General features: G+C 48.9%; 15 protein-coding genes. 11 read left to right on the forward strand and 4 right to left on the reverse strand.

Features of this window, described 5'->3' with window-relative positions; genetic code table 11:
* Positions 1-15: 15 nt before the first annotated feature.
* On the reverse strand, positions 16-1,788 hold the full coding sequence (locus L4D12_RS13765; RefSeq protein WP_428448423.1) for a PglL family O-oligosaccharyltransferase: 1,773 nt from the start codon (positions 1,786-1,788) through the stop codon (positions 16-18).
* A gap of 98 nt (positions 1,789-1,886) precedes the next feature.
* Entirely contained in the window at positions 1,887-4,730 is a 2,844-nt protein-coding gene (gene uvrA, locus L4D12_RS13770) for an excinuclease ABC subunit UvrA (RefSeq protein ID WP_428448424.1), read from the reverse strand.
* 264 nt (positions 4,731-4,994) lie between these two features.
* Between uvrA and L4D12_RS13775 the strand changes: the two genes are divergently transcribed.
* A complete protein-coding gene (locus tag L4D12_RS13775) occupies positions 4,995-5,549 on the forward strand; it encodes a single-stranded DNA-binding protein (protein WP_428448425.1) in 555 nt (184 codons plus the stop codon).
* 51 nt (positions 5,550-5,600) lie between these two features.
* Here L4D12_RS13775 and L4D12_RS13780 read toward each other — a convergent pair whose 3' ends face one another.
* Both L4D12_RS13780 and L4D12_RS13785 read right to left on the reverse strand, forming a co-directional pair.
* Complete coding sequence (locus L4D12_RS13780; RefSeq protein WP_428448426.1) at positions 5,601-6,812, reverse strand: putative manganese transporter; 1,212 nt, start codon at positions 6,810-6,812, stop codon at positions 5,601-5,603.
* 155 nt (positions 6,813-6,967) lie between these two features.
* The gene (locus L4D12_RS13785; RefSeq protein ID WP_428448427.1) at positions 6,968-7,855 is read right to left on the reverse strand and encodes a LysR family transcriptional regulator; all 888 of its coding nucleotides are present in this window, start codon (positions 7,853-7,855) and stop codon (positions 6,968-6,970) included.
* A gap of 260 nt (positions 7,856-8,115) precedes the next feature.
* Here L4D12_RS13785 and csrD point away from each other — a divergent pair, with 260 nt between their 5' ends.
* The 10 genes from csrD (at position 8,116) to L4D12_RS13835 (ending at position 19,879) form a co-directional block, all read left to right on the forward strand.
* Positions 8,116-10,083 carry an RNase E specificity factor CsrD gene (csrD, locus tag L4D12_RS13790; RefSeq protein ID WP_428448428.1) on the forward strand — a complete coding sequence of 656 codons (1,968 nt, stop codon included), beginning with the start codon at positions 8,116-8,118 and terminating at the stop codon, positions 10,081-10,083.
* Positions 10,084-10,219: 136 nt separating this feature from the next.
* Positions 10,220-11,698 (forward strand): PilN domain-containing protein, encoded by a 1,479-nt coding sequence (locus L4D12_RS13795; RefSeq protein ID WP_428448429.1) that lies wholly within the window; start codon positions 10,220-10,222, stop codon positions 11,696-11,698.
* Entirely contained in the window at positions 11,698-12,333 is a 636-nt protein-coding gene (locus L4D12_RS13800; protein ID WP_428448430.1) for a type II secretion system protein M, read from the forward strand. The genes L4D12_RS13795 and L4D12_RS13800 overlap by 1 nt, the downstream gene beginning before the upstream one ends.
* A complete protein-coding gene (locus L4D12_RS13805) occupies positions 12,326-12,664 on the forward strand; it encodes an MSHA biogenesis protein MshK (RefSeq protein WP_428448431.1) in 339 nt (112 codons plus the stop codon). The genes L4D12_RS13800 and L4D12_RS13805 overlap by 8 nt, the downstream gene beginning before the upstream one ends.
* Positions 12,665-12,681: 17 nt before the next feature.
* Positions 12,682-14,355, forward strand: coding sequence for a pilus (MSHA type) biogenesis protein MshL (mshL, locus tag L4D12_RS13810; protein WP_428448432.1), 1,674 nt, complete (start codon positions 12,682-12,684; stop codon positions 14,353-14,355).
* Positions 14,356-14,358: 3 nt separating this feature from the next.
* Complete coding sequence (locus L4D12_RS13815) at positions 14,359-15,201, forward strand: ExeA family protein (RefSeq protein ID WP_428448433.1); 843 nt, start codon at positions 14,359-14,361, stop codon at positions 15,199-15,201.
* 3 nt (positions 15,202-15,204) lie between these two features.
* The gene (locus L4D12_RS13820) at positions 15,205-16,452 is read left to right on the forward strand and encodes a tetratricopeptide repeat protein (protein WP_428448434.1); all 1,248 of its coding nucleotides are present in this window, start codon (positions 15,205-15,207) and stop codon (positions 16,450-16,452) included.
* Positions 16,453-16,454: 2 nt separating this feature from the next.
* On the forward strand, positions 16,455-18,170 hold the full coding sequence (locus tag L4D12_RS13825) for a GspE/PulE family protein (protein WP_428448435.1): 1,716 nt from the start codon (positions 16,455-16,457) through the stop codon (positions 18,168-18,170).
* Between the two features lie 19 nt (positions 18,171-18,189).
* Positions 18,190-19,410 carry a type II secretion system F family protein gene (locus tag L4D12_RS13830; protein WP_428448436.1) on the forward strand — a complete coding sequence of 407 codons (1,221 nt, stop codon included), beginning with the start codon at positions 18,190-18,192 and terminating at the stop codon, positions 19,408-19,410.
* A complete protein-coding gene (locus L4D12_RS13835) occupies positions 19,391-19,879 on the forward strand; it encodes a hypothetical protein (protein WP_428448437.1) in 489 nt (162 codons plus the stop codon). Before L4D12_RS13830 ends, L4D12_RS13835 begins: the two co-directional genes overlap by 20 nt.
* Positions 19,880-19,888: the final 9 nt, after the last annotated feature.

A 19,888-nucleotide genomic window follows, 5' to 3' on the forward strand; every position in this document is an offset into this window, starting at 1 on the left:
TGTTAGGTGGGGTGGTTACTGACTAGCGTCAGTCGCACTCATTGGCTTAGCCATTACTTTACTGGCAGAAGAGTGGGGTTGCTGGTTGAACTCGCCGCTTGGGAACAGATACCGCGCTTCCTGCCGAATTTGTTCAGCCACCCCATCCTTGCCGAGGTATTGATAGGCGGTGATCAGGTTCTGGTACAGTGCTGGGCGCGGCCATAGTTTGGCTTTGTGCTGAGCCCAAGTGATGTATTCCTGAATTAATTGCGGATTATCCGTGCTAGCACCAAGCTGAAGCTGAGTCAGGTGGAGATCCCATTCAAAACGATTCTGCCATGCCCAGGGATTATTGACCCGCAAAAGGTAGTTGATATTGACAGGTTGGGTCGTCTCGTACTTCGTGAGCAGATATCCCGAATAGAGAGTGGTTGCCATATAACCGGTTACCGTTAGTGGCAGCATTAGCGCCAGTATCCGGATAGAGAGAATGTAGTTCATTTTGAGCCGGTAGTATTTGGCGGTCAGGTTATCGACCCAATAGATCAGGATAATGAAAATCAGCCAATGGACCAGCGAGTGATAAAACGGGTATTCGAGCTGAGTATGCAAGGTCAGCGGAAAGAATAATCCCACCAAGGCAAGTTGAGTGCCTGATTTTGCTTTTTTGACTTTAAGGAAAACGGCAGCAGCAGCAATGAGTAGCGCTACCAATGGGACAATACCCCCTTCCGCAGCCCAGTAGGCTAGTTCATTATGCGGATGATCCAGTGCGGCCATTCCAGCTGGTCGGTTGGGCTCGTTGTGATGCCATTGTGCCGTTTGGGTGATATAACCAGCTTCAAATCGGCCATAGCCATAGCCCGTGAGTGGTTTATTCAGGAACATGTCGATAGCTTGAGGGATATGCATCGCTCTAGCACTGACCAAGCTTAAGCGATTTTCCCCCCCTTGCGGTGTCCAGTGGAGGTTTGAGATGAGTCCCCAAGACACACTCAGGCTGAGAGCGACCATCAGCAACCACATTCGCCATTGGGCTTTGGCAGCAAATCGGTACAAGTAGGGGATCATCATCAATGTACCTACCGCCGCAGCTAACCACCCAGTGCGTGAGCTCAGGACCACCAGAATAGGGATGGTAATAACGGGCGTGGCGATCAGAAACAGTTGCTGCCACGACCATTTACCGCGGTACATCGGGATCCTTGCCAGCAGATAAGCAGACAACAGTAGTCCGGTGGCCAAAAAGGAGGCCATTACGTTGGGTTGCTGGAAAATCCCGTATGGCCGATTTTCAACCGTGTTATAGCCAATAGGGTTTCCCGGTTCGAGTAGCAGGAACTGGCCCCAGCCAAATATTGCCTCAATCCAGACGGCACCGATAATCAGCCAGAGGAGCCGCTGTCGTTGTTTCTGATGAAAGGCAAATTGCTGAAGGGCAATGAAGAAAAGCAATCCGGCCCATAAGCCAGCAAGGCGAGGCAGGGTCGCGGCAACGGCTGCATCGTCATAAATAATCGGCAGTGTGAGTAATATGCAGCAAATGAACAGCACCACTGTCAGGCGAGTATAACGCCAGACTCGTTGACGGCAGATCTCCAGCAGACCAAAAGCAATGGCGAAGCTGAAGGGGATCCAGCTCATGGCATTAAACGACAGCTCCAACCCCGCGCCGCCAGGATTATGCTGAAAATAATGCATGGCCAGTAAGAACAGGATACCGAGTGAAATCAGAAAGGGTTTCACCAGCGGTTTGCTGATCCCTTTCTCGGCCAGATTGGTGCCTTTTACGTATAACACGGTCATAGTCGTTCCGTTTGATATAAGCTGAATATCAATGTCTTAAGCAAACAAAACCGGGCCTGATAGCGGCCCGGTTGATGATGTTAGGTGCTAGTTCGGGTTTATTGTACGGCGGTTCCTTTCTGTAGCAAAGGTTTCAGGAAGCGTGCTGTATGTGAGCCCTCTACCAAAGCAACTTGTTCTGGGGTACCGGTTGCAATGATCTCACCACCACCGCCGCCGCCTTCCGGGCCTAGGTCGATGATCCAGTCAGCGGTCTTGATCACGTCGAGGTTATGCTCGATCACCACGATGGTATTGCCATGATCTCGCAGGCGGTGCAGGACATTGAGTAGCTGCTGTATATCATGGAAATGCAGTCCGGTTGTCGGTTCATCCAGAATATACAAGGTTTTGCCGGTATCGCGTTTAGACAGCTCTTTGGCTAGCTTCACGCGTTGCGCTTCACCGCCAGACAGTGTGGTCGCAGCTTGGCCTAGCCGGATATACGATAAACCGACATCCATCAATGTTTGTAACTTTCTTGCAATTGCTGGAACCGCATCAAAAAATTCTCGTGCATCCTCAACGGTCAGCTCAAGCACTTCGTCGATAGTTCTTCCCTTGTAGCGTACTTCCAGTGTTTCGCGGTTGTAGCGCTTGCCCTTACAGCTGTCACAAGGCACATAAACATCAGGCAGGAAATGCATTTCAACTTTGATCACCCCGTCCCCCTGACAGGCTTCACAACGCCCCCCTTTTACATTGAAACTGAAACGGCCTGGCTTGTAGCCACGAGCGCGAGATTCTTGAGTGCCGGAAAACAATTCACGGATAGGGGTGAAAATCCCCGTATAGGTCGCAGGATTTGAACGTGGCGTCCGGCCTATAGGGCTTTGATCAATATCGATCACCTTATCGAAGTGCTCCAGATCTTGAATGTCCCGGTAAGGCGCGGGTTGGCCTAAGGTTGCCCCGTTGAGCTGGTGGTGGGCGATTTGGAAGAATGTATCGTTGATCAGTGTTGATTTCCCTGAGCCTGAGACACCCGTAATACAGGTGAACAGGCCGACAGGGATCTCCGCATCAATATTTTTTAAGTTATTACCTGTTGCCCCTAGTAGCTTGACGGTGCGTTCGGGATCCATCGGAACGCGTTGCACTGGGATGGGAATGGCTTTCTTACCACTGAGGTATTGCCCGGTTAGAGATGCTTCATTGGCGAGAATATCCTCGAGCTTACCTTCTGCAATGATATTGCCGCCATGAATACCGGCTCCCGGGCCAATATCAATGACATGATCTGCCATCCGGATCGCATCTTCATCGTGCTCGACCACAATCACGGTATTGCCGAGATCCCGCAAGTGAGTCAGGGTACTCAGCAAGCGCTCGTTGTCACGCTGGTGGAGGCCAATGGATGGTTCATCCAATACATACATGACACCGACCAGTCCTGCACCTATTTGGCTTGCCAGACGAATTCGTTGCGCTTCGCCGCCGGATAAAGTTTCTGCGCTGCGTGACAGGTTGAGGTAGTTAAGTCCGACATTAACCAGAAAGCTGAGGCGGTCGTTAATTTCCTTAAGAACTTTTTCAGCTATTTGGGCTTTTTGCCCAGAGAGATTTAGCTGGCTGAAAAAATCCATCGCCTCGCTGATGCTCATCTCGCTGACGGTTGGTAGGGTGGTATTGTTAATAAAAACATGACGCGCTTCAAGTCGCAGACGAGAACCATGGCAGCTGCTGCAAGGTTTAGTCGATACAAACTTGGCTAATTCTTCCCGGACAGAATTAGATTCTGTTTCACGGTAGCGGCGTTCCATGTTGTTAAGGATGCCTTCGAATGGATGACGGCGAACCGTGATATCCCCGCGATCATTAATGTACTTAAACTCTATGTCAGTGCGTCCTGAGCCATTGAGGATCACATCGCGCGTTTTTTTCGGCAGAGTATCAAACGGCGCTTCGACATCAAAACCATAATGCTCAGCCAATGACTTGAGCATTTGAAAATAATAGAAGTTACGTTTATCCCAGCCACGGATCGCCCCGCCAGCTAAGCTGAGCTCACCATTTTGAATCACTCGGGATGGGTCAAAAAATTGCTGGACTCCGAGGCCATCACAGGTTCCACAAGCCCCGGCTGGATTGTTAAACGAGAACAGGCGAGGCTCCAGTTCCTGCATGCTATAGCCACATTGCGGGCAGGCAAAGTTTGCCGAGAAAATAATGGTCTCATGCTCATCTGGTGTCATCGGGCTCACGGTGACCGTTCCGCCAGAGAGTTCCAGAGCGGTTTCGAAAGACTCGGCTAATCGTTGCTGAAGATCATCGCGAACTTTAAAGCGGTCAACGACCACCTCAATGGTGTGTTTCTTATGCAGCTCTAGTGTCGGTGGATCGGAGAGATCGCAGATCTCTCCATCGATCCGGGCGCGAATATAGCCTTGGGCGGCAAGATTGGCGAGTGTCTTGACGTGTTCGCCTTTACGTTCTTTGATGATGGGAGCCAGTAGCATCATCTTGCTGCCTTCTGGCAGCTCGAGAACTTTATCTACCATCTGGCTGACGGTCTGGGCCGCCAGCTCGACGTTGTGGGTAGGGCAACGAGGCTCACCGACACGAGCATAGAGCAGGCGCAAATAGTCATAGACCTCAGTGATAGTACCGACTGTTGAACGTGGGTTATGTGAGGTAGATTTTTGCTCGATAGAGATGGCGGGTGATAACCCCTCAATGTGGTCAACGTCCGGTTTTTCCATCAGAGACAAGAACTGGCGGGCATAGGCCGATAATGATTCGACATAACGACGTTGACCTTCAGCATACAGGGTGTCAAAAGCGAGCGATGACTTACCTGACCCCGATAGGCCAGTAATCACAATCAGCTGCTCCCGAGGCAGCGTGAGAGAAATGTTCTTGAGGTTATGGGTTCGGGCACCTCTGACTTCAATCTTATCCATATCGATGAGCTTATTGACTGACTTATGAGTGAGGCATTATTGCATAGCCGCTATTGCCTTAAAAGCAAAATGCTGTATAAAAACACAGTTAGGTGTATACTTATTGTTCGCAACTTGAAGGTTAGATCAAGATCAGATTTGCAGCTGTTTAACCTCGTACAACTGTTCCCAACAGGTCGAAGCATGATAGACTGCGCGATTAAGTATAAACTTTCAATAACGGCTTGATGATTATTTAAGTCGGTAATGAGATCGGAGAGAACTATGGCCAGTCGTGGCGTAAACAAGGTTATCCTCGTCGGTAACTTGGGTAATGATCCTGAAATCCGTTACATGCCAAGTGGCGGTGCAGTAGCAAATATTACTGTTGCTACCTCTGAGTCATGGCGTGATAAGAACACCGGCGAACAGCGTGAAAAAACTGAATGGCACCGTGTTGCGCTATTCGGAAAGCTTGCTGAAGTTGCGGGTGAGTACCTGCGTAAAGGTTCACAGGTTTACATTGAAGGTCAACTACAGACCCGTAAGTGGCAGAACCAGCAAGGCCAAGATCAGTACACCACTGAAATCGTCGTGCAAGGCTTTAATGGTGTGATGCAGATGCTAGGCGGCCGTCAAGGCGGTCAGGGCCAGCAACAGCAGCAAGGTGGTTGGGGTCAGCCTCAACAACCAGCAGCGGCTCCGCAGCAGAACTACGCACCGCAAAATAATAACTTTGCGCCTGCACAGCAGTCTGCTCCGCAGCAACAGCAACAAGCAGCACCACAGCCTCAGTACAATGAGCCGCCAATGGATTTTGACGACGATATTCCGTTCTAAAATAATCCTATAGATTCCATTAAGGCCCCGTATTACGGGGCTTTTTGTTATCTATATTGAATATTCAAATATGAAAAAATAGCCGTATGCAACAATGAGTGCGGGGATTGAGGAGTAAATAGTAGCAACCAGTGCTGCTTTAGGAGCTAATGCGATAGCTGGAAATAGAGCATCCCCATCATTGCTGATGGCATTACCTAATTGGGTGGAAAATGGAACCATGCCAGATAGATATAATCCCGTAACTAATATCTGTGGTCCGCAGCCAGGAAGTAGCCCTATTAAGACTCCCATCAAAGGAAGCAATAATAGCCAGTTAGAAAATAGGCTAGTAAGGTTGATCCCACTCCAATAAATGGTTAATTCAAAGATCAGAAAGGCGGCGATGACCCAGCTAGTAACAAAATTGGTATCTTGTGCGACTCGCTGAAATAAATTGATTGGTCGAATTTTAGGATCTTCTGATACCGCTGATTCGTAATTGGTGATATCACGGCTGGTGGCCCATAATGACATGGCGATTAATGCAGCGATTGCCCCAATGATATTTATGGTGTTATCTGGTAGATGAAAAGCATGATCGATATCGATCTGGAATGATCCCATTACGGCGATGATAGAGGCCGGAAGTAACATCCATTGCCAGAATATACCTTGTAATTGAATAATCGGCTTATTAACAATATTTGGATTTGATGGGCGATCATATTTATGTGTGGAGCTTGGTAAAGTGCTCGGGCGTAAAAAATGGGAGCCATGGATAGCATCGATAATCAGCCCAGACATAATACCCACAAAAAAGCCAATCATCATAACCAGTAATCCCGTGGTAGGCTCCGTCGCAATCAAAAGAAATGCAGCATCGCCCATTGTTGCGGTTAAAACGGCGACGACAGCACCAAAACTAAGCCTGCCACGAACAAATTGGGTGATCACTACTATTGCTCCACCACATCCAGGTAAAGCCCCCATCGCGGAAGCAAAAATAACCTGATACCGTGCACTTTGAGCTAGCCGTAGGCTAAGTCGGTTATTTTTCTGGTTCAATTTGTCAGCAAGGACGTGGTAGATCGTAAGTGTTGCAGCAACGTAAGTGGCCACTTGCCAGAACGCATCTGCTAACACATTAGTTGTTAGTTCTTGAGTGCCTGTAGATGCTGCCAACAAGGCAATAATAATGACAGGAAGAATTAGTCGTTTGTTCGCGAGACGATAGAGAGCATTGGGCAGGTAGTGATTGAGTGCGTGTGATAATGTGGCCATTCGATCGCTCCGAATGCAGTTATGGTGAAGATTCTTCGTTATTTAAATGCAAATGATAATTATTATCAAGTTGTTTTTGTCCGATTATTCCTCATTCTATGATGTTATAAGCCAGCAATTTTGAAAAATACATGGCTGGCTTGTGTGATAGCGTGCTATGTGCGGTTTAAGGTCGCTTTTGATTTAATAAAGTCAATAAACAGCTTGGTTTTGACGTGATTGTAGTCAAGTTTAGGATAATAGGCATAGACAGAATTGACGGGGAGCCTGATCTCAGGCAGAACGGGCACCAGTAACCCTTTGCTGAGTTCTCGGCGGACGGTATTTTCCCCGACCAGAATGATCCCCATCCCGGCAACGGCAGCTGCAACCAATGCTTCTGGATTTTGAGTCGTAAAATTGCCTTTCAAGCGTAAGCGAATGCCATTATCAAACAGGTGTTCTTGTTCATGTCCATGAGTGCCAAATAATAAGCAGTTATATTGAATTAATTGTTCGGTGGACTCTATCCGAGGTTTATCATCGAGGTAGCTAGGCGCGGCATAAAAACCGGGTTGGTAATCAAATAATCGGGCCGCGATATAACTGGAAGAATTGAAATCTGTTAGTGCCTTACTGATAAAGACGTCCAGATTGAGATCCGGTAACTGGCCAGGGGTGATGGTGTGTAGCTCGACCTGAATATTGGGGTAGCTCTCAATAAATTCAGCAAGGTAGTACACCAGTAGGCGGCTACCTGTTGCTAATGGCGCGCCAATTCGTAATACGCCACTGACCTCACCGTAGGTGGAGGTGGTTTCTGCCAGCATCTGGTGCCAGTCATCAAGTAAGCGAGCACTGCGCTGGTAGAACAAGCGGCCAGCATCGGTCATGGTGAGGCTACGGGTCGTTCTTTTTAGCAATTGAACGCCTAGTTGTTTTTCCAGCCATGCTAATCGCTTGGACAAGGCAGAACTTGAAGTATTGAGCTTGGTTGCGGCCTGAGCGAGGGAGCCTTGATCAACGACAGTAACAAAGCTTTTAGTACAAGTGATCCAGTCCATTTAATGTTATTACCTTATTCCACGAGAGGCATGGATAAAAGCCCATAATATAAAGTATTAACAGTACCATGGTTGGATTCCCTAGTGAGACTATTTATCGAGAATGAATGGATTAATTAATTGTTAATTTGTCGACTCAGGCACTGACATGACGATGAATAGAATGGTATTTTGCTTGAAGTCTTTAGACTGCATGTGTGTGCTTATCATGCTCAATGCAGGTTTATTTGTTCTTAATTTCTTATTAATTTTGGCTGTGTATGAGAAAGGCTTCGGGGATGAAGCTAACCAATCGTTTGGTTGCCTTCGTAACATTGATTGTGATTTGCGCCATATTTGTCATTTTTATTGGCGGCGCGGTGAGTTTTCGTAAGCTGGGTCAGGACTACCTGACTCATTATTTGGATGGTGTGGTTGAGGTTATCGATCAGGAAATGGCCGATCCAGAAGGTGAACAGTCATTGTCTCGTTGGTTACCTAAATTGCTGAAAGCGAGTAATGTGGTTGATCTTCAAATCGGCAGTGATGCTGGGGTGGTTTACGCCTTTAAAGGACTGCAGTCAATTACCGACCCTGCTATTTTGTACCATAGCCATTATGACCTGAAGGATAATCCGGGTTTCTATGTAAGATTGAAATCAATCCCACCTTACACCGAATTTACATACTCCATTGGTGCGATGTCCTCCATTAGCTTGGCGATTGTCATTGTTATTCTTGGTCTCATTTGGGGGCTGGATTGGTTGCGACGACAGCTGTATGGCTCCGAGTTATTAGAGCAACGCGGCCGATTAATTTTAGCTGGGCGGGTCGATGACAATGCCGAGGGTGATGAGCAGGAGTGGCCGGCAACAGCGAGTCTGGCGCTTGATAAAATGATTGCGGAGCTCAAAGATGCCCGTCAAGAAAGAAGCCGTTTTGATACATTCATCCGAACTCATACTTTTCTGGATCAGCTGACAGGTGCGGCGAACCGTGTACTCTTTGACAGTCGATTGCAGTCGATGCTGCAAGATCAGGAGACTTACGGTGCGGTGATACTGATCCGGATCAGTGACTGGGATGTTTTGGTGACAGAGAAGGGAAAAGATGAAGCCGATGAGTTGATTCAGGATGTCGGGGTGATCTTATCGAATCTGGTGCAGCGTTATCCAGATACGGTGCTGTCACGCTATTTCGAGGCTGAATTTGCTATTTTGCTTTCTCAGCAGTCGACTAAGGAGGTTAAGCAGTTCACCAATGTGATGATGCATGCACTTGATCGTCTGGTTCCATCGGCCCCATTGGAGTCAGATAACTGGTGTCATATCGGGGTGACCTTCTGTGCCAGTGGGGAGCGACGTGGACGGATAATGGATGAGGCGGATATGGCCTTGCGTAGTGCTCAGTTGCAAGGATCGAATAGCTGGTATGCGTTTAAGAAAGATCAGCAATTTGAAGATGGTCGAGGCAACGTTCGCTGGCGGACGTTATTGGATGCGGTATTTAGTAATAATGGCCCGCTTCTTTATCAGCAACCCGCTATCTTACTGGATGGTACCGTACTGCATCGGGAGCTTCTGGCTCGGATCAAGGATGAAAATGGCTTATTGATCAAAGCATCACGCTTTCTTACTGCCGTCGAACAGGTTGGGTTTAGTGCCAGAATGGATCGTCTGGTGATTGGAAAGGCATTGCTGATGCTCAAAAATGAGCCCGTGACTGAAGTGATTTCAGTGAATGTAAGCGCAGAGGCTTTGCTAGATAAGGCCTTCGTGAAGTGGCTGCGGGTTGAGCTGCTACAGACACCTAGAACAGTGCTCAATCGGTTGTCTTTTGAGATCCCGGAAAGGGGACTGGTTAAGCATCTCGATACAATAAGACCAGTAGCGAAGATGCTGGTTGGATTGGGGTGTAAACTAGTGGTCGATCAAGCTGGGCGTACCATTGTCAGCACTCATTACATTAAGGATATCCGTGCCGATTATATCAAGCTACATCGGAGTTTAGTGCGGGAAATCAACCTCCGACAAGAAAATCAATTATTCGTCAGGAGCATGTTGGGGGCTTGCGCTGATTCTGACGTTCAGGTGATCGCGGTTGGCGTTGAAAACGCTAAAGAGTGGCAAGTGTTAAAACAACTGGGGGTAAAAGGAGGACAAGGGCGCTATTTTTCAGCAGAAATATCTACAGAATCCCCTTCATTATCCAATGAAGATTCACGGGCACTGTTTCGGAAAAGGTATTGATATTTCAATAAATAGCTATTTATTGAAATATCACTATAATGGTCAAATTATTGACACCTTGACAGAGTGTTAAATCAATATTAAGTCAGTAGTATTTCTATTGGGGCTATACCCTGAGAATGCTTAGAAGCCAGAGATGTTATTAATAAATCTATTCAAAAAGAAAAAGCATTCGCCTGAGGCTGGTATAGCACTGTTTGCCGATATGATTGCTTTGGTTTATCAGGTAAATAAGGCATGGGTAACGGATGAGTTACCGATCAATGGTGTCGCTGATTGGCCTGATGCTATTCAACGTTTGCTCAATAAACACCCTCTGAAAGGGCGACGGTTGCGGCTCGTGCTAGGTCATGGGCTGTACCAGAGCATGCTGATTGATAAGCCAGAATTACCGCGAGAGGAATATCCGACCGCATTACCTTATTTGGTCCGGGAACTGGTTAATGAGCCACCACAATCATTGGTGGCAGACGGCTTTTTGGCTCCGCTCAAAGAGCGACTGCAGGTATTTTCGACCCAACGGCGTTACATTGAATTATTAGAAAAGGCGTGTCGTGAGGCGGGTTGTGAGCTTGAAACGGTGTCGGCTGAAGAGGTCGTGTGGGGACAACTCACGCATGTTAGTCAAAGCCAGTTGATGCTCCATCGCCGAGGTAAAGGTAATTTACAACTCTCGGCTTTTAAGCAACAAGTCTTATGTTTTCAACGTCAACTCCGGGGTTTCAGTGTGCCGCTATTGGCTACAGATGCCGATCAAGAGTTAGAAAAGGGGTTACAGCTCGACAACCTAGCGCTGGAGCTGCAGCGCTCTCTGGACTTTCTCAGCGCCCAGTTGCGTGATGCACCGATTACTCAGTTATTGATTTCTTGCGATGACGATGATGATGTCCAATTGGCAGCTGCACTGAGCCAGCGGTTGAGTGTTAAGGTAGAGGCGGTCAAACCTCTGCACGACACACTTAACTGTAATGCGTTCAGGATCGCTTTTGCGGCGGTCATTGAGCCTGAACACAGTGGGATCAATTTTTATAGTGATGCGTTAAAACCCAAATTTGAGTTATTGACCCTACCGCATTTAGTCATGAGCTGGGGGGCCGTGATTGTGATGCTAGCCGCCGTAGCAGGTTGGTTTGGTTGGCAAAATCACCAGCAGCAGAAGCAGCTGGCTACCGCAAATAGCCAACTTCAGCAAAAAGTGGCGGCGCTTGAGCGAGCGAATGCGGCATTGGCCAAGCATGTTCCCAGCCCGTTGAAAATTAAAATGGCCGATGGGCTTGAGCTGCACCTAGCCGCACAAAAAGAGGCACTGCAGGCGATAGCTCTGCATGATGAGCGACTGAAGGTCGGCTTTGCCGGCATGATGCAACAGCTCTCTGATGCCGCGAATGGGGATATTTCGTTACAGTCATTACAGGTAACAGGCCAACAGCTCAGTATGGAAGGGTTAGCGCGATCGCCTGATGCCGTCCCAGTCTGGTTGCAGATGTTTAAGCACTATCCGCATCTGGCGGATCGGCGTTTCCAGCGGATGACATTAGGACGTAATGAGCACAATACCGTGACGTTTAAGTTACAGGCAGAGCGAAGCCCTATTGCTGCAGGAGGTAATCAATAATGAATCGTTGGCTATCGCTATGCGATAAATTTGATATGCTGACTCGCCGTGAACAGTGGCTGATTGCGGTGTCTGGTTGGATCGCTTTATTATTTGTCGGATTTCTATTGGTCATTGAACCGCAGATGACACGGCTAGAGTCGGCTAAAAATCAGCTGATCTCGGTTAATAATTCGGTGATGACCAAAGCTAACCAGTTGTTGGTGACAGAGCGTAAATTAAAAACCGATCCGGATTCAGAGATTGATGCCAAAATAGCTCAGCTTAAGCAGGAAAATTTGGTACTGGAAAATCAGCTAGGTGATCGTGTTGCCAGTTTGGTGGCACCGGAGCAAATGGCTGTGGTAATGGAGCAAGTTCTGCAACGTTCTAAGCGGTTGAACTTGAAGGCCGTGGAATCCTTGCCTCCCGTACAGTTAGTTGGTACCGATGAGCATGGTTATTATATTCATCCGCTTCGGTTAACCTTGCGCGGTCGCTATTTCGATGTTGTCGCTTACCTAGAACAGTTAGAGCAGCTATCGGTTAAATACTACTGGCGAAGTCTGAGTTATAAGGTGGATAACTATCCGTGGGCTGATATCCAATTGGAAGTCTATACCTTGGGTGAAAGTGAGGATTTTATCGGTGGTTAAGTCAGCTATGATGACCGCTCCCTTGATGGCGTTGATGTTTGTGTGGGCGGCAAAAGCCCCCGCGAGTCAGGATCCGACAGCACCATTGGGCTGGCAAGCACCTGTCACTCAAACACGTACTGCTCAAGTGCGCTTGCCGCAGTTGCAAAGTACATTTTGTAATGCAATGGGAAATGATTGTCGTGCCATTCTCAATGACACGACGGTGCGTCCTGGTGGGCGGATCAGTGGGTATACTCTTGTTCGTATTGAGGATGACGAGGTCATTCTTAAGCGAGGTAGCCGACAATGGCGGCTGGAAATGTTCGCCGATAACATAAAGTCAGAATAGAGCGAGAAGTGGTAAACATGCGTGGAATAGTTGTAGCCGTTGTCATTGCTGCCCTGACAGGATGTTCGACCAATATGGGACATCGAGATCCTGTGGCGATAAAGGGAGCATTGAATCAGGCGGTTAATGAAACAAACAGTCGGCCATTAATGGATCTGCCCGATGCAGTGAATAATGATTTGATGCCGACGCTGGATGGGGCGGACTATACCAGTCAGGCGGTATTGGAAAAGCGTTTTCGAGTTAATGCCCGTAATGTCGAAGCCAAAGCCTTTTTTGGCGGCTTGGTGAAGGGAACACCATTTAATATGGTGATCCATCCTGATGTGAAAGGGCGTATATCTTTAGTTTTGCGGGATGTCACCTTGGATGAGGTGCTGAATGTCGTCTCTGATATCTATGGCTATAGCACGACCCGCAAAGGCAATATTATTCAGGTTTTCCCTGCGACATTGCGCACTGAAGTGATCCCAGTGGATTACCTGCAGTTGCAGCGTCGTGGTGTGTCGTTAACAACGCTGACCACGGGATCGATCACCAACGGTGATTCAGGATCGTCCGATAATAATTCGAACAATAGCGGTGATAACAGCAGCAGTAGCAGCGACAGAAGTTCCAGTACGACCACGGGTGGTACGACGATTGAAACGGTGACTGAAAGCAATTTTTGGCAGCAGCTGGAAAAAGCGATTCAGGCCATGATTGGCACCGGTCAGGGGCGCAGTGTGGTCGTCTCGCCACAGGCAGGTGTGATATCCGTACGCGCCTATCCGAATGAGTTGCGTGAAGTGAAGGAATTTCTCGGTATCTCCCAAAAGCGTCTGAAGCGACAGGTGGTATTGGAAGCAAAAATCATGGAAGTGACCCTAAGCGATGGTTACCAGCAGGGGATTAACTGGGGCAATATCACCAAGAGCATTGGTGGTACGGATATTACTTTTGGTACTGGGCAAGTGGTGAAAGATATTGCGGGAAATATTTTGCCGCAGATGCTGCCAGGTGGAAATGAGATTTCAGCCCTGTTAGGAGGGCAAACGAATGTCACGATTTCTGATGGTAACTTTGATGCGGTAATGAGCTTTTTGGGTACCCAAGGCGATCTTAACGTCTTATCCAGCCCGCGAGTGACCGCGGCTAATAACCAAAAAGCCGTGATTAAAGTGGGTAATGATCAATATTTCGTTACCGATATCTCAGGCGGTGAAGTGAATAGCGACGGTGGCACGGCATCTCCGGATATCGAATTGACCCCTTTCTTCTCTGGGATCTCATTGGATGTTACGCCACAGATTGACGACCAAGGTGGGGTGCTGTTGCATGTTCACCCTGCAGTGATCGATGTCGAAACCGAAGTGCGCGATATTGAACTGGGCGATACATACGGTACTTATAAACTGCCATTAGCGAAAAGCTCAATCCGTGAATCAGACTCAGTGATCCATGCTCGCTCCGGCGATGTAGTGGTGATCGGTGGATTGATGAAATCATCCACGACAGAGCAAGTGTCGAAAGTGCCACTGCTGGGTGATATTCCGGTGCTTGGTAACCTGTTTAGAAATATCAATAAATTAAAGACTAAGACGGAATTGGTTATTTTGCTTAAACCGACCGTGGTTGGAGAGCAAACCTGGCACCAGGAAATCGAACGTTCCCGAGCACTGATCAATGAGTGGTTCCCAGAAGAGGGATAGGTCATGTATCAGTCCCATTTCGAGATGGTGTCAGCGCCGTTTGGCCTGACGCCCAATACTCAATTATTTCATGCTTTACCACCGCATCTTGAAGCTATCGAGATGACGTTGGCCGCATTGAATATGGGTGAAGGGATCATCCAGATTGTCGGTGAGGTGGGTACGGGAAAAACCTTAGTTTGTCGGATGCTGATCAACCAGCTTCCGGCTCATTGCGATCTGGCTTATTTACCGACTCCAGCCAGTTCCGGGCTAGAGTTGCGGATTGCATTGGCCAGAGAATTAGGTGTTGATGCGGCGAGTGACCGCTGTTTGTTGGCCGATCAATTGCAACAGGCCTTATTAGCACGCAAGGCTGCTGGGCGGACGGTTGTGGTCATGATTGATGAAGCTCAGGCATTGCCGGATGATGCGCTGGAGGCGATTCGCTTGCTGGGTAATTTAGAAACTGAGCAGGAGAAATTATTGCATATTGTGTTGCTCGGCCAGCCGGAGTTAGATGAGCGGTTGGCACTGCACCACTTACGTCAGTTTCGCCAGCGGATCACCTTCCGCAGCAGTCTGCGACCTCTGGACCTGGCTGAAACCGTGGCCTATATTGAGCACCGTCTCGCCTTGAGCGGATGTCAGCAGCCACTGTTTGAATTTAATCAGTATAAAGCAATATGGCTGGCTAGTCGGGGGATCCCAAGGCTGATCAACCAGTTGTGTCACAAGGCATTAATTGCTGCCTGCAGTGAGAATAACCCGATAGCTGGCCGCGAAGCCGTATTGCTGGCTATCCGAGATACATTGGGAGCACGTCAGCCTCGGTGGACGTATCCGGTTTTATGGGGATGGCAGTAACCAATGAGTGAATTGAATAAGAAATTAAACGCCCTGAGCCAACGGCAAAATGGGCATGATCCGATAGCCTTAAAGCCTGCGGCAATTAGGCCTATAGAGCGGCCACAGCCTTGGCGGCTTGCTGGTGTCGGCGTGATCGCGCTGGGTCTTGTCGGTGGTCTGGTCTGGTGGCAGGGCTCTCCAGCAGAACGTGCAGAGGCTGAATCAACGTTTGTTCATGTTGCGGCGTCAGTTGTGCCCGTTGCCCCGGCGATGGCGATGGCAGCAGAGCCCGTTGTGAGCGTACCCGTGATATCAACCCATGTGGAGCCTGCCACTGCGCACACTGAGGGGGAATCGTCCTCTTTGGTTCAAGAGCCCCAACAGGTCATGCCTCCGTCAGAAGAGGTCGAGGCTGAAATGAAGACGCAAACCGCTCAGAAGATAGCGTCGAAGCCGAGCGCCACACACGCAACGACAGTCAAGAGTACGCAACCAAAGACAGCCGCAGTGGCTCAAACGAAGACACATAACAGCCCTTCGCTGAGTGTTGTTAAGCCTGCGCCTGTCGCTAAACCTCAACGGGCATCAACACCCACTGTGCATGCAAAATCGCGCCCTGTCGCGGCACCGGTAACCACCGTGCAAGTTGATGACGAGGCCGAAGGGCTGATGATTGAATCTGTCGAGCTCAATGCCGCACAGCTGGCCAAGATTGAGTATCAAAAAGCCGAAAAAGCCCTGAAGCAGGGTGATAGCCGTAAGGCGATCAGTTTTCTTGATGCGGCAATTACCTATCAGCCTGAATGGGTTGAGGCACGGCAGAAGCTGGCAGCGTTGTATTATGGCCGTAGAGAGTCTCGCCAAGCGCTGGCAACCTTACAACAAGGTCTGGCATTGGATGCAGAACAACCCGAGTTACGCTTAACGATGGCTAAGTTATTGCTCAATGAGTCTCAGCAGTCGGCAGCGTTGAATGTCTTGAATCAGCTACCCAGAGATGGCAGTCGTGACTATCTGGCCATGCGCGGTGCGCTGGCACAGCAATTAAATAACAATGTACTGGCGCTAAGCAGCTATCAGCATTTAGTCGAAGACGAACCCTATGATGGCCGCTGGTGGATGGGGTTAGGTATCGCGCTCGAGCGCAGCCAAGCACTGAGCAAGGCGCGCCAAGCCTATCAACAGGCTCTGCTCATGGGACAAATTTCCAATCAGTCACAGCAATTTATTCAGCAGCGTCTTACGGTGCTGGGGAATCAGGAAGGGTAACCATGCCAATTCGATTACGTAAACGCTTGGGTGATCTCCTGATCGAAGAGGGGATCATCGCGCCTGAACAGCTTGCCCGTGCGCTGGATAATCAGCAGTTAACGGGTCGTAAGTTGGGTGATACCCTGATCAGTATGGGGTTCTTGACAGAACAGCAGATGCTGCAGTTTTTGGCGCAGCAGCTTGATATTCCGTTGGTGGATCTCAACCGACTCACCGTCGACATGAATGCTGTGCAGTTGTTGGCGGAAGTACATGCCCGTCGCCTGCGTGCACTGGTGATCAGTGAGCGTGATGGTACGGTTCGGGTTGCGATGAGTGATCCTGCCGATCTCGCGGCTCAAGAAGCGGTATATAACCAGCTGGCCCAATATCGGGTAGAGCTGGTGATTGCGCCTGAGTACCAGTTGATCGCCGCGTTTGACCGCTATTATCGCCGGACCCAGGAAATCGCGTCTTTTGCTGAGCAGCTTCAGGCTGAGCACCAGAATGTTTCTGATTACAATTTTGGTTTTGATGACAGTGATAAAAATGAAGTCACCGTTGTTAAGCTGATTAACTCGCTATTTGAAGATGCGATTCAGGTCGGGGCGTCAGATATCCATATTGAGCCCGATAGTGATGTATTGCGTATTCGTCAACGGGTTGACGGCGTGCTGCATGAGACCTTGCTCAAGGAATCAAGTGTGGCATCGGCGCTGGTGTTACGCCTTAAGCTGATGAGTGGGTTGGATATTTCGGAAAAACGTCTGCCACAGGATGGTCGTTTTAATATGAAAGTCCGGGGGCAGTCCGTGGATGTGCGGGTCTCGACCATGCCGGTTCAGTATGGTGAATCGGTGGTGATGCGTTTGCTGAACCAGTCTGCGGGGATTTTGAGCTTAGAACAAGTCGGTATGCCGGAGGCTATTTTACAGCGCTTTCGCCGCCAGCTGCGACGGCCTCACGGTATGATTTTGGTCACCGGCCCGACCGGTTCAGGTAAAACCACCACTCTGTATGGTGCCCTCAATGAATTGAATAAGCCGGGTAAGAAGCTGATCACCGCAGAAGATCCGGTTGAATATCGTTTACCAAGGGTCAATCAGGTTCAGGTAAACAGCAAAATTGGTCTCAGCTTCTCCTCCATTCTGCGTACCTTCTTACGTCAGGATCCCGATATTATTCTGGTGGGGGAAATGCGTGATCAGGAGACCGTTGAAATAGGTCTTCGTTCGGCCCTGACAGGTCACCTTGTGCTCTCGACGTTGCACACCAACGATGCGATTGACAGTGCGCTGCGAATGATTGATATGGAAGCGCCTGGTTATCTGGTGGCCAGCGCAGTACGTGCAGTGTTGGCACAACGCTTGGTGCGCCGAGTCTGCCGTGAGTGTGGTGAGCCGGAAGTCTTGGATCAAGCTAAACAACAGTGGCTCAAAGCTCGTTTCCCGTCGCATGTCGGGCGATCATTTATCCATGGCCATGGTTGCCAGAGCTGTAACTTTACGGGTTACCGGGGACGGATCGGGGTGTTCGAATTACTAGAGATGAGAACGGCTATGATGGACGCTCTCCGCGGCGGCGATACGGTGTTATTTACCCAACTGGCGCGTGAGTCAGAGGGGTATAAGCCGTTGGTCGAAACGGCGATGGAGTTGGCGTTGGAAGGGGTGACAAGCCTTGATGAGGTATTGTTGCTGGGGGATGGTGACGTTTTTGACACCGACCTTGTTTAACCGTTAGCAGGAATCTGTAATGCCAGTATTTAACTACCGTGGCCGTGTCGCCTCGGGAGATTTGCAGCGCGGCAAAATTGAGGCGTCGTCTCAAGATGCGGCTATCGATATGTTGATGCGTCAAGGGATCATCCTGCTTGAGATCCGTGAAGGCAGAAGTGAATCTGGCGGGTTGGATTTCGAACAGCTGTTCAAGAGCCGGATTCCGTTGGAAGTACTGGTGATTTTTTGTCGTCAGCTGTATAGCCTGACCAAAGCAGGGATCCCTCTGCTTCGAGCTATCCGCGGGTTAGAGCAGAGCACCAGCCACCCATTGATGAAACAGACGCTTGATGAGGTGGTGATTGACCTGACCAATGGTAAGGCATTGTCATCATCGATGAAAATGCACCCTCGGGTATTTTCTGATCTGTTTATCTCAATGATCAGCGTCGGTGAAAATACTGGTCGGCTTGACGAGTCACTACTCCAATTAGCGCAGTATTATGAGCAGGAGATGGAAACTCGCCGCCAGATCAAATCGGCGATGCGCTATCCCATCTTTGTGATTTCCGCCATCATGATTGCGATGGCTGTCCTCAATATAAAGGTGATCCCGCAGTTTGCCTCGATGTTCAGTCGGTTCGGGGTTGAATTACCGTTGCCAACTCGAATTTTGATCGCTACCTCAAATTTCTTTGTCAATTACTGGCCACTGATGTTGGGGGCCTTGGTTGTGAGCTGGATTGGGATCCGGATGTGGCGTCAGACTGCGGCGGGCGGCGAGAAGTGGGATCGCTGGCGATTAAAAGTGCCAATTGTGGGTGATATTATTAATCGTGCCCAGCTGTCGCGCTTTTCTCGCACTTTTGCTTTGATGCTTCGAGCCGGGGTACCACTTAATACGGCAATTCAAATGGCTGCAGAAGCATTGGGTAATCGCTATTTGGAAAAGCGTCTGATTGAGATGAAAAATGGCATTGAAGGCGGCAGCAGTATTGCGCGTACCGCAAGTCAGTCAGGGGTCTTTACACCGCTGGTGTTGCAGATGATAGCGGTGGGTGAAGAAACTGGTCAGGTTGATGATCTGCTGCTTGAAGCGTCAGATTTTTATGATCGCGAAGTCGATTATGATCTTAAGACCCTAACCGCCAGAATTGAGCCTATCCTGCTGGTTGTTGTGGCTGGCATGGTGTTGTTACTCGCATTAGGGATCTTTTTACCGATGTGGGGGTTACTGGATGTCGCCCGCGGTGCTTAGTTATTATTCCTCTCGGTATCCCCGTTATTTTATCTGGGGGGCGGTCATACTGTTGCTGATTGGTGTGTTGTTATTTGAATCACATTCGGTTCATGATAAAGCGATACAGGTGAGGGCAGAAGTGTTGGCGCAGACCCTGCAAACCAGTGCTTCTGCTTTGCACCAAGAGTGGGAGTTTGCTCATAAGCCATCTCATGCTGTTGTTGATGGAATTCCTTATGCATATACGCAAAAAGGCTGGCCTGTCGTATGGCAGAATGGGCAAGTTGATTGCGCAAAAACATGGGAATTACTCTCATCCAGAGTCGCACCGGTAAAATACAGTGACGTAATCAGTAAAAGTGAAGTGCGATCAGGCTTTTATAATTCATGTTATTACCAGGTTGGTGATGGAAAATGGCTGGCATTATTCTATGAAAATGAGACAATGCACACTAACGTTTTTTTGACGCCACCCGAACAACGGTGACGTTGATTT

It is taken from the genome of Photobacterium nomapromontoriensis, assembly GCF_050336815.1.
Classification (GTDB): domain Bacteria; phylum Pseudomonadota; class Gammaproteobacteria; order Enterobacterales; family Vibrionaceae; genus Photobacterium; species Photobacterium nomapromontoriensis.

Bases quoted from the DNA above. Each gene is read 5' to 3' on its own strand.
- L4D12_RS13765 (WP_428448423.1), bottom strand. From the start codon at position 1,788: ATGACCGTGTTATACGTAAAAGGCACCAATCTGGCCGAGAAAGGGATC.
- uvrA (WP_428448424.1), bottom strand. From the start codon at position 4,730: ATGGATAAGATTGAAGTCAGAGGTGCCCGAACCCATAACCTCAAGAAC.
- L4D12_RS13775 (WP_428448425.1), top strand. From the start codon at position 4,995: ATGGCCAGTCGTGGCGTAAACAAGGTTATCCTCGTCGGTAACTTGGGT.
- L4D12_RS13780 (WP_428448426.1), bottom strand. From the start codon at position 6,812: ATGGCCACATTATCACACGCACTCAATCACTACCTGCCCAATGCTCTC.
- L4D12_RS13785 (WP_428448427.1), bottom strand. From the start codon at position 7,855: ATGGACTGGATCACTTGTACTAAAAGCTTTGTTACTGTCGTTGATCAA.
- csrD (WP_428448428.1), top strand. From the start codon at position 8,116: ATGAGAAAGGCTTCGGGGATGAAGCTAACCAATCGTTTGGTTGCCTTC.
- L4D12_RS13795 (WP_428448429.1), top strand. From the start codon at position 10,220: ATGTTATTAATAAATCTATTCAAAAAGAAAAAGCATTCGCCTGAGGCT.
- L4D12_RS13800 (WP_428448430.1), top strand. From the start codon at position 11,698: ATGAATCGTTGGCTATCGCTATGCGATAAATTTGATATGCTGACTCGC.
- mshL (WP_428448432.1), top strand. From the start codon at position 12,682: ATGCGTGGAATAGTTGTAGCCGTTGTCATTGCTGCCCTGACAGGATGT.
- L4D12_RS13815 (WP_428448433.1), top strand. From the start codon at position 14,359: ATGTATCAGTCCCATTTCGAGATGGTGTCAGCGCCGTTTGGCCTGACG.
- L4D12_RS13820 (WP_428448434.1), top strand. From the start codon at position 15,205: ATGAGTGAATTGAATAAGAAATTAAACGCCCTGAGCCAACGGCAAAAT.
- L4D12_RS13825 (WP_428448435.1), top strand. From the start codon at position 16,455: ATGCCAATTCGATTACGTAAACGCTTGGGTGATCTCCTGATCGAAGAG.
- L4D12_RS13830 (WP_428448436.1), top strand. From the start codon at position 18,190: ATGCCAGTATTTAACTACCGTGGCCGTGTCGCCTCGGGAGATTTGCAG.
- L4D12_RS13835 (WP_428448437.1), top strand. From the start codon at position 19,391: ATGTCGCCCGCGGTGCTTAGTTATTATTCCTCTCGGTATCCCCGTTAT.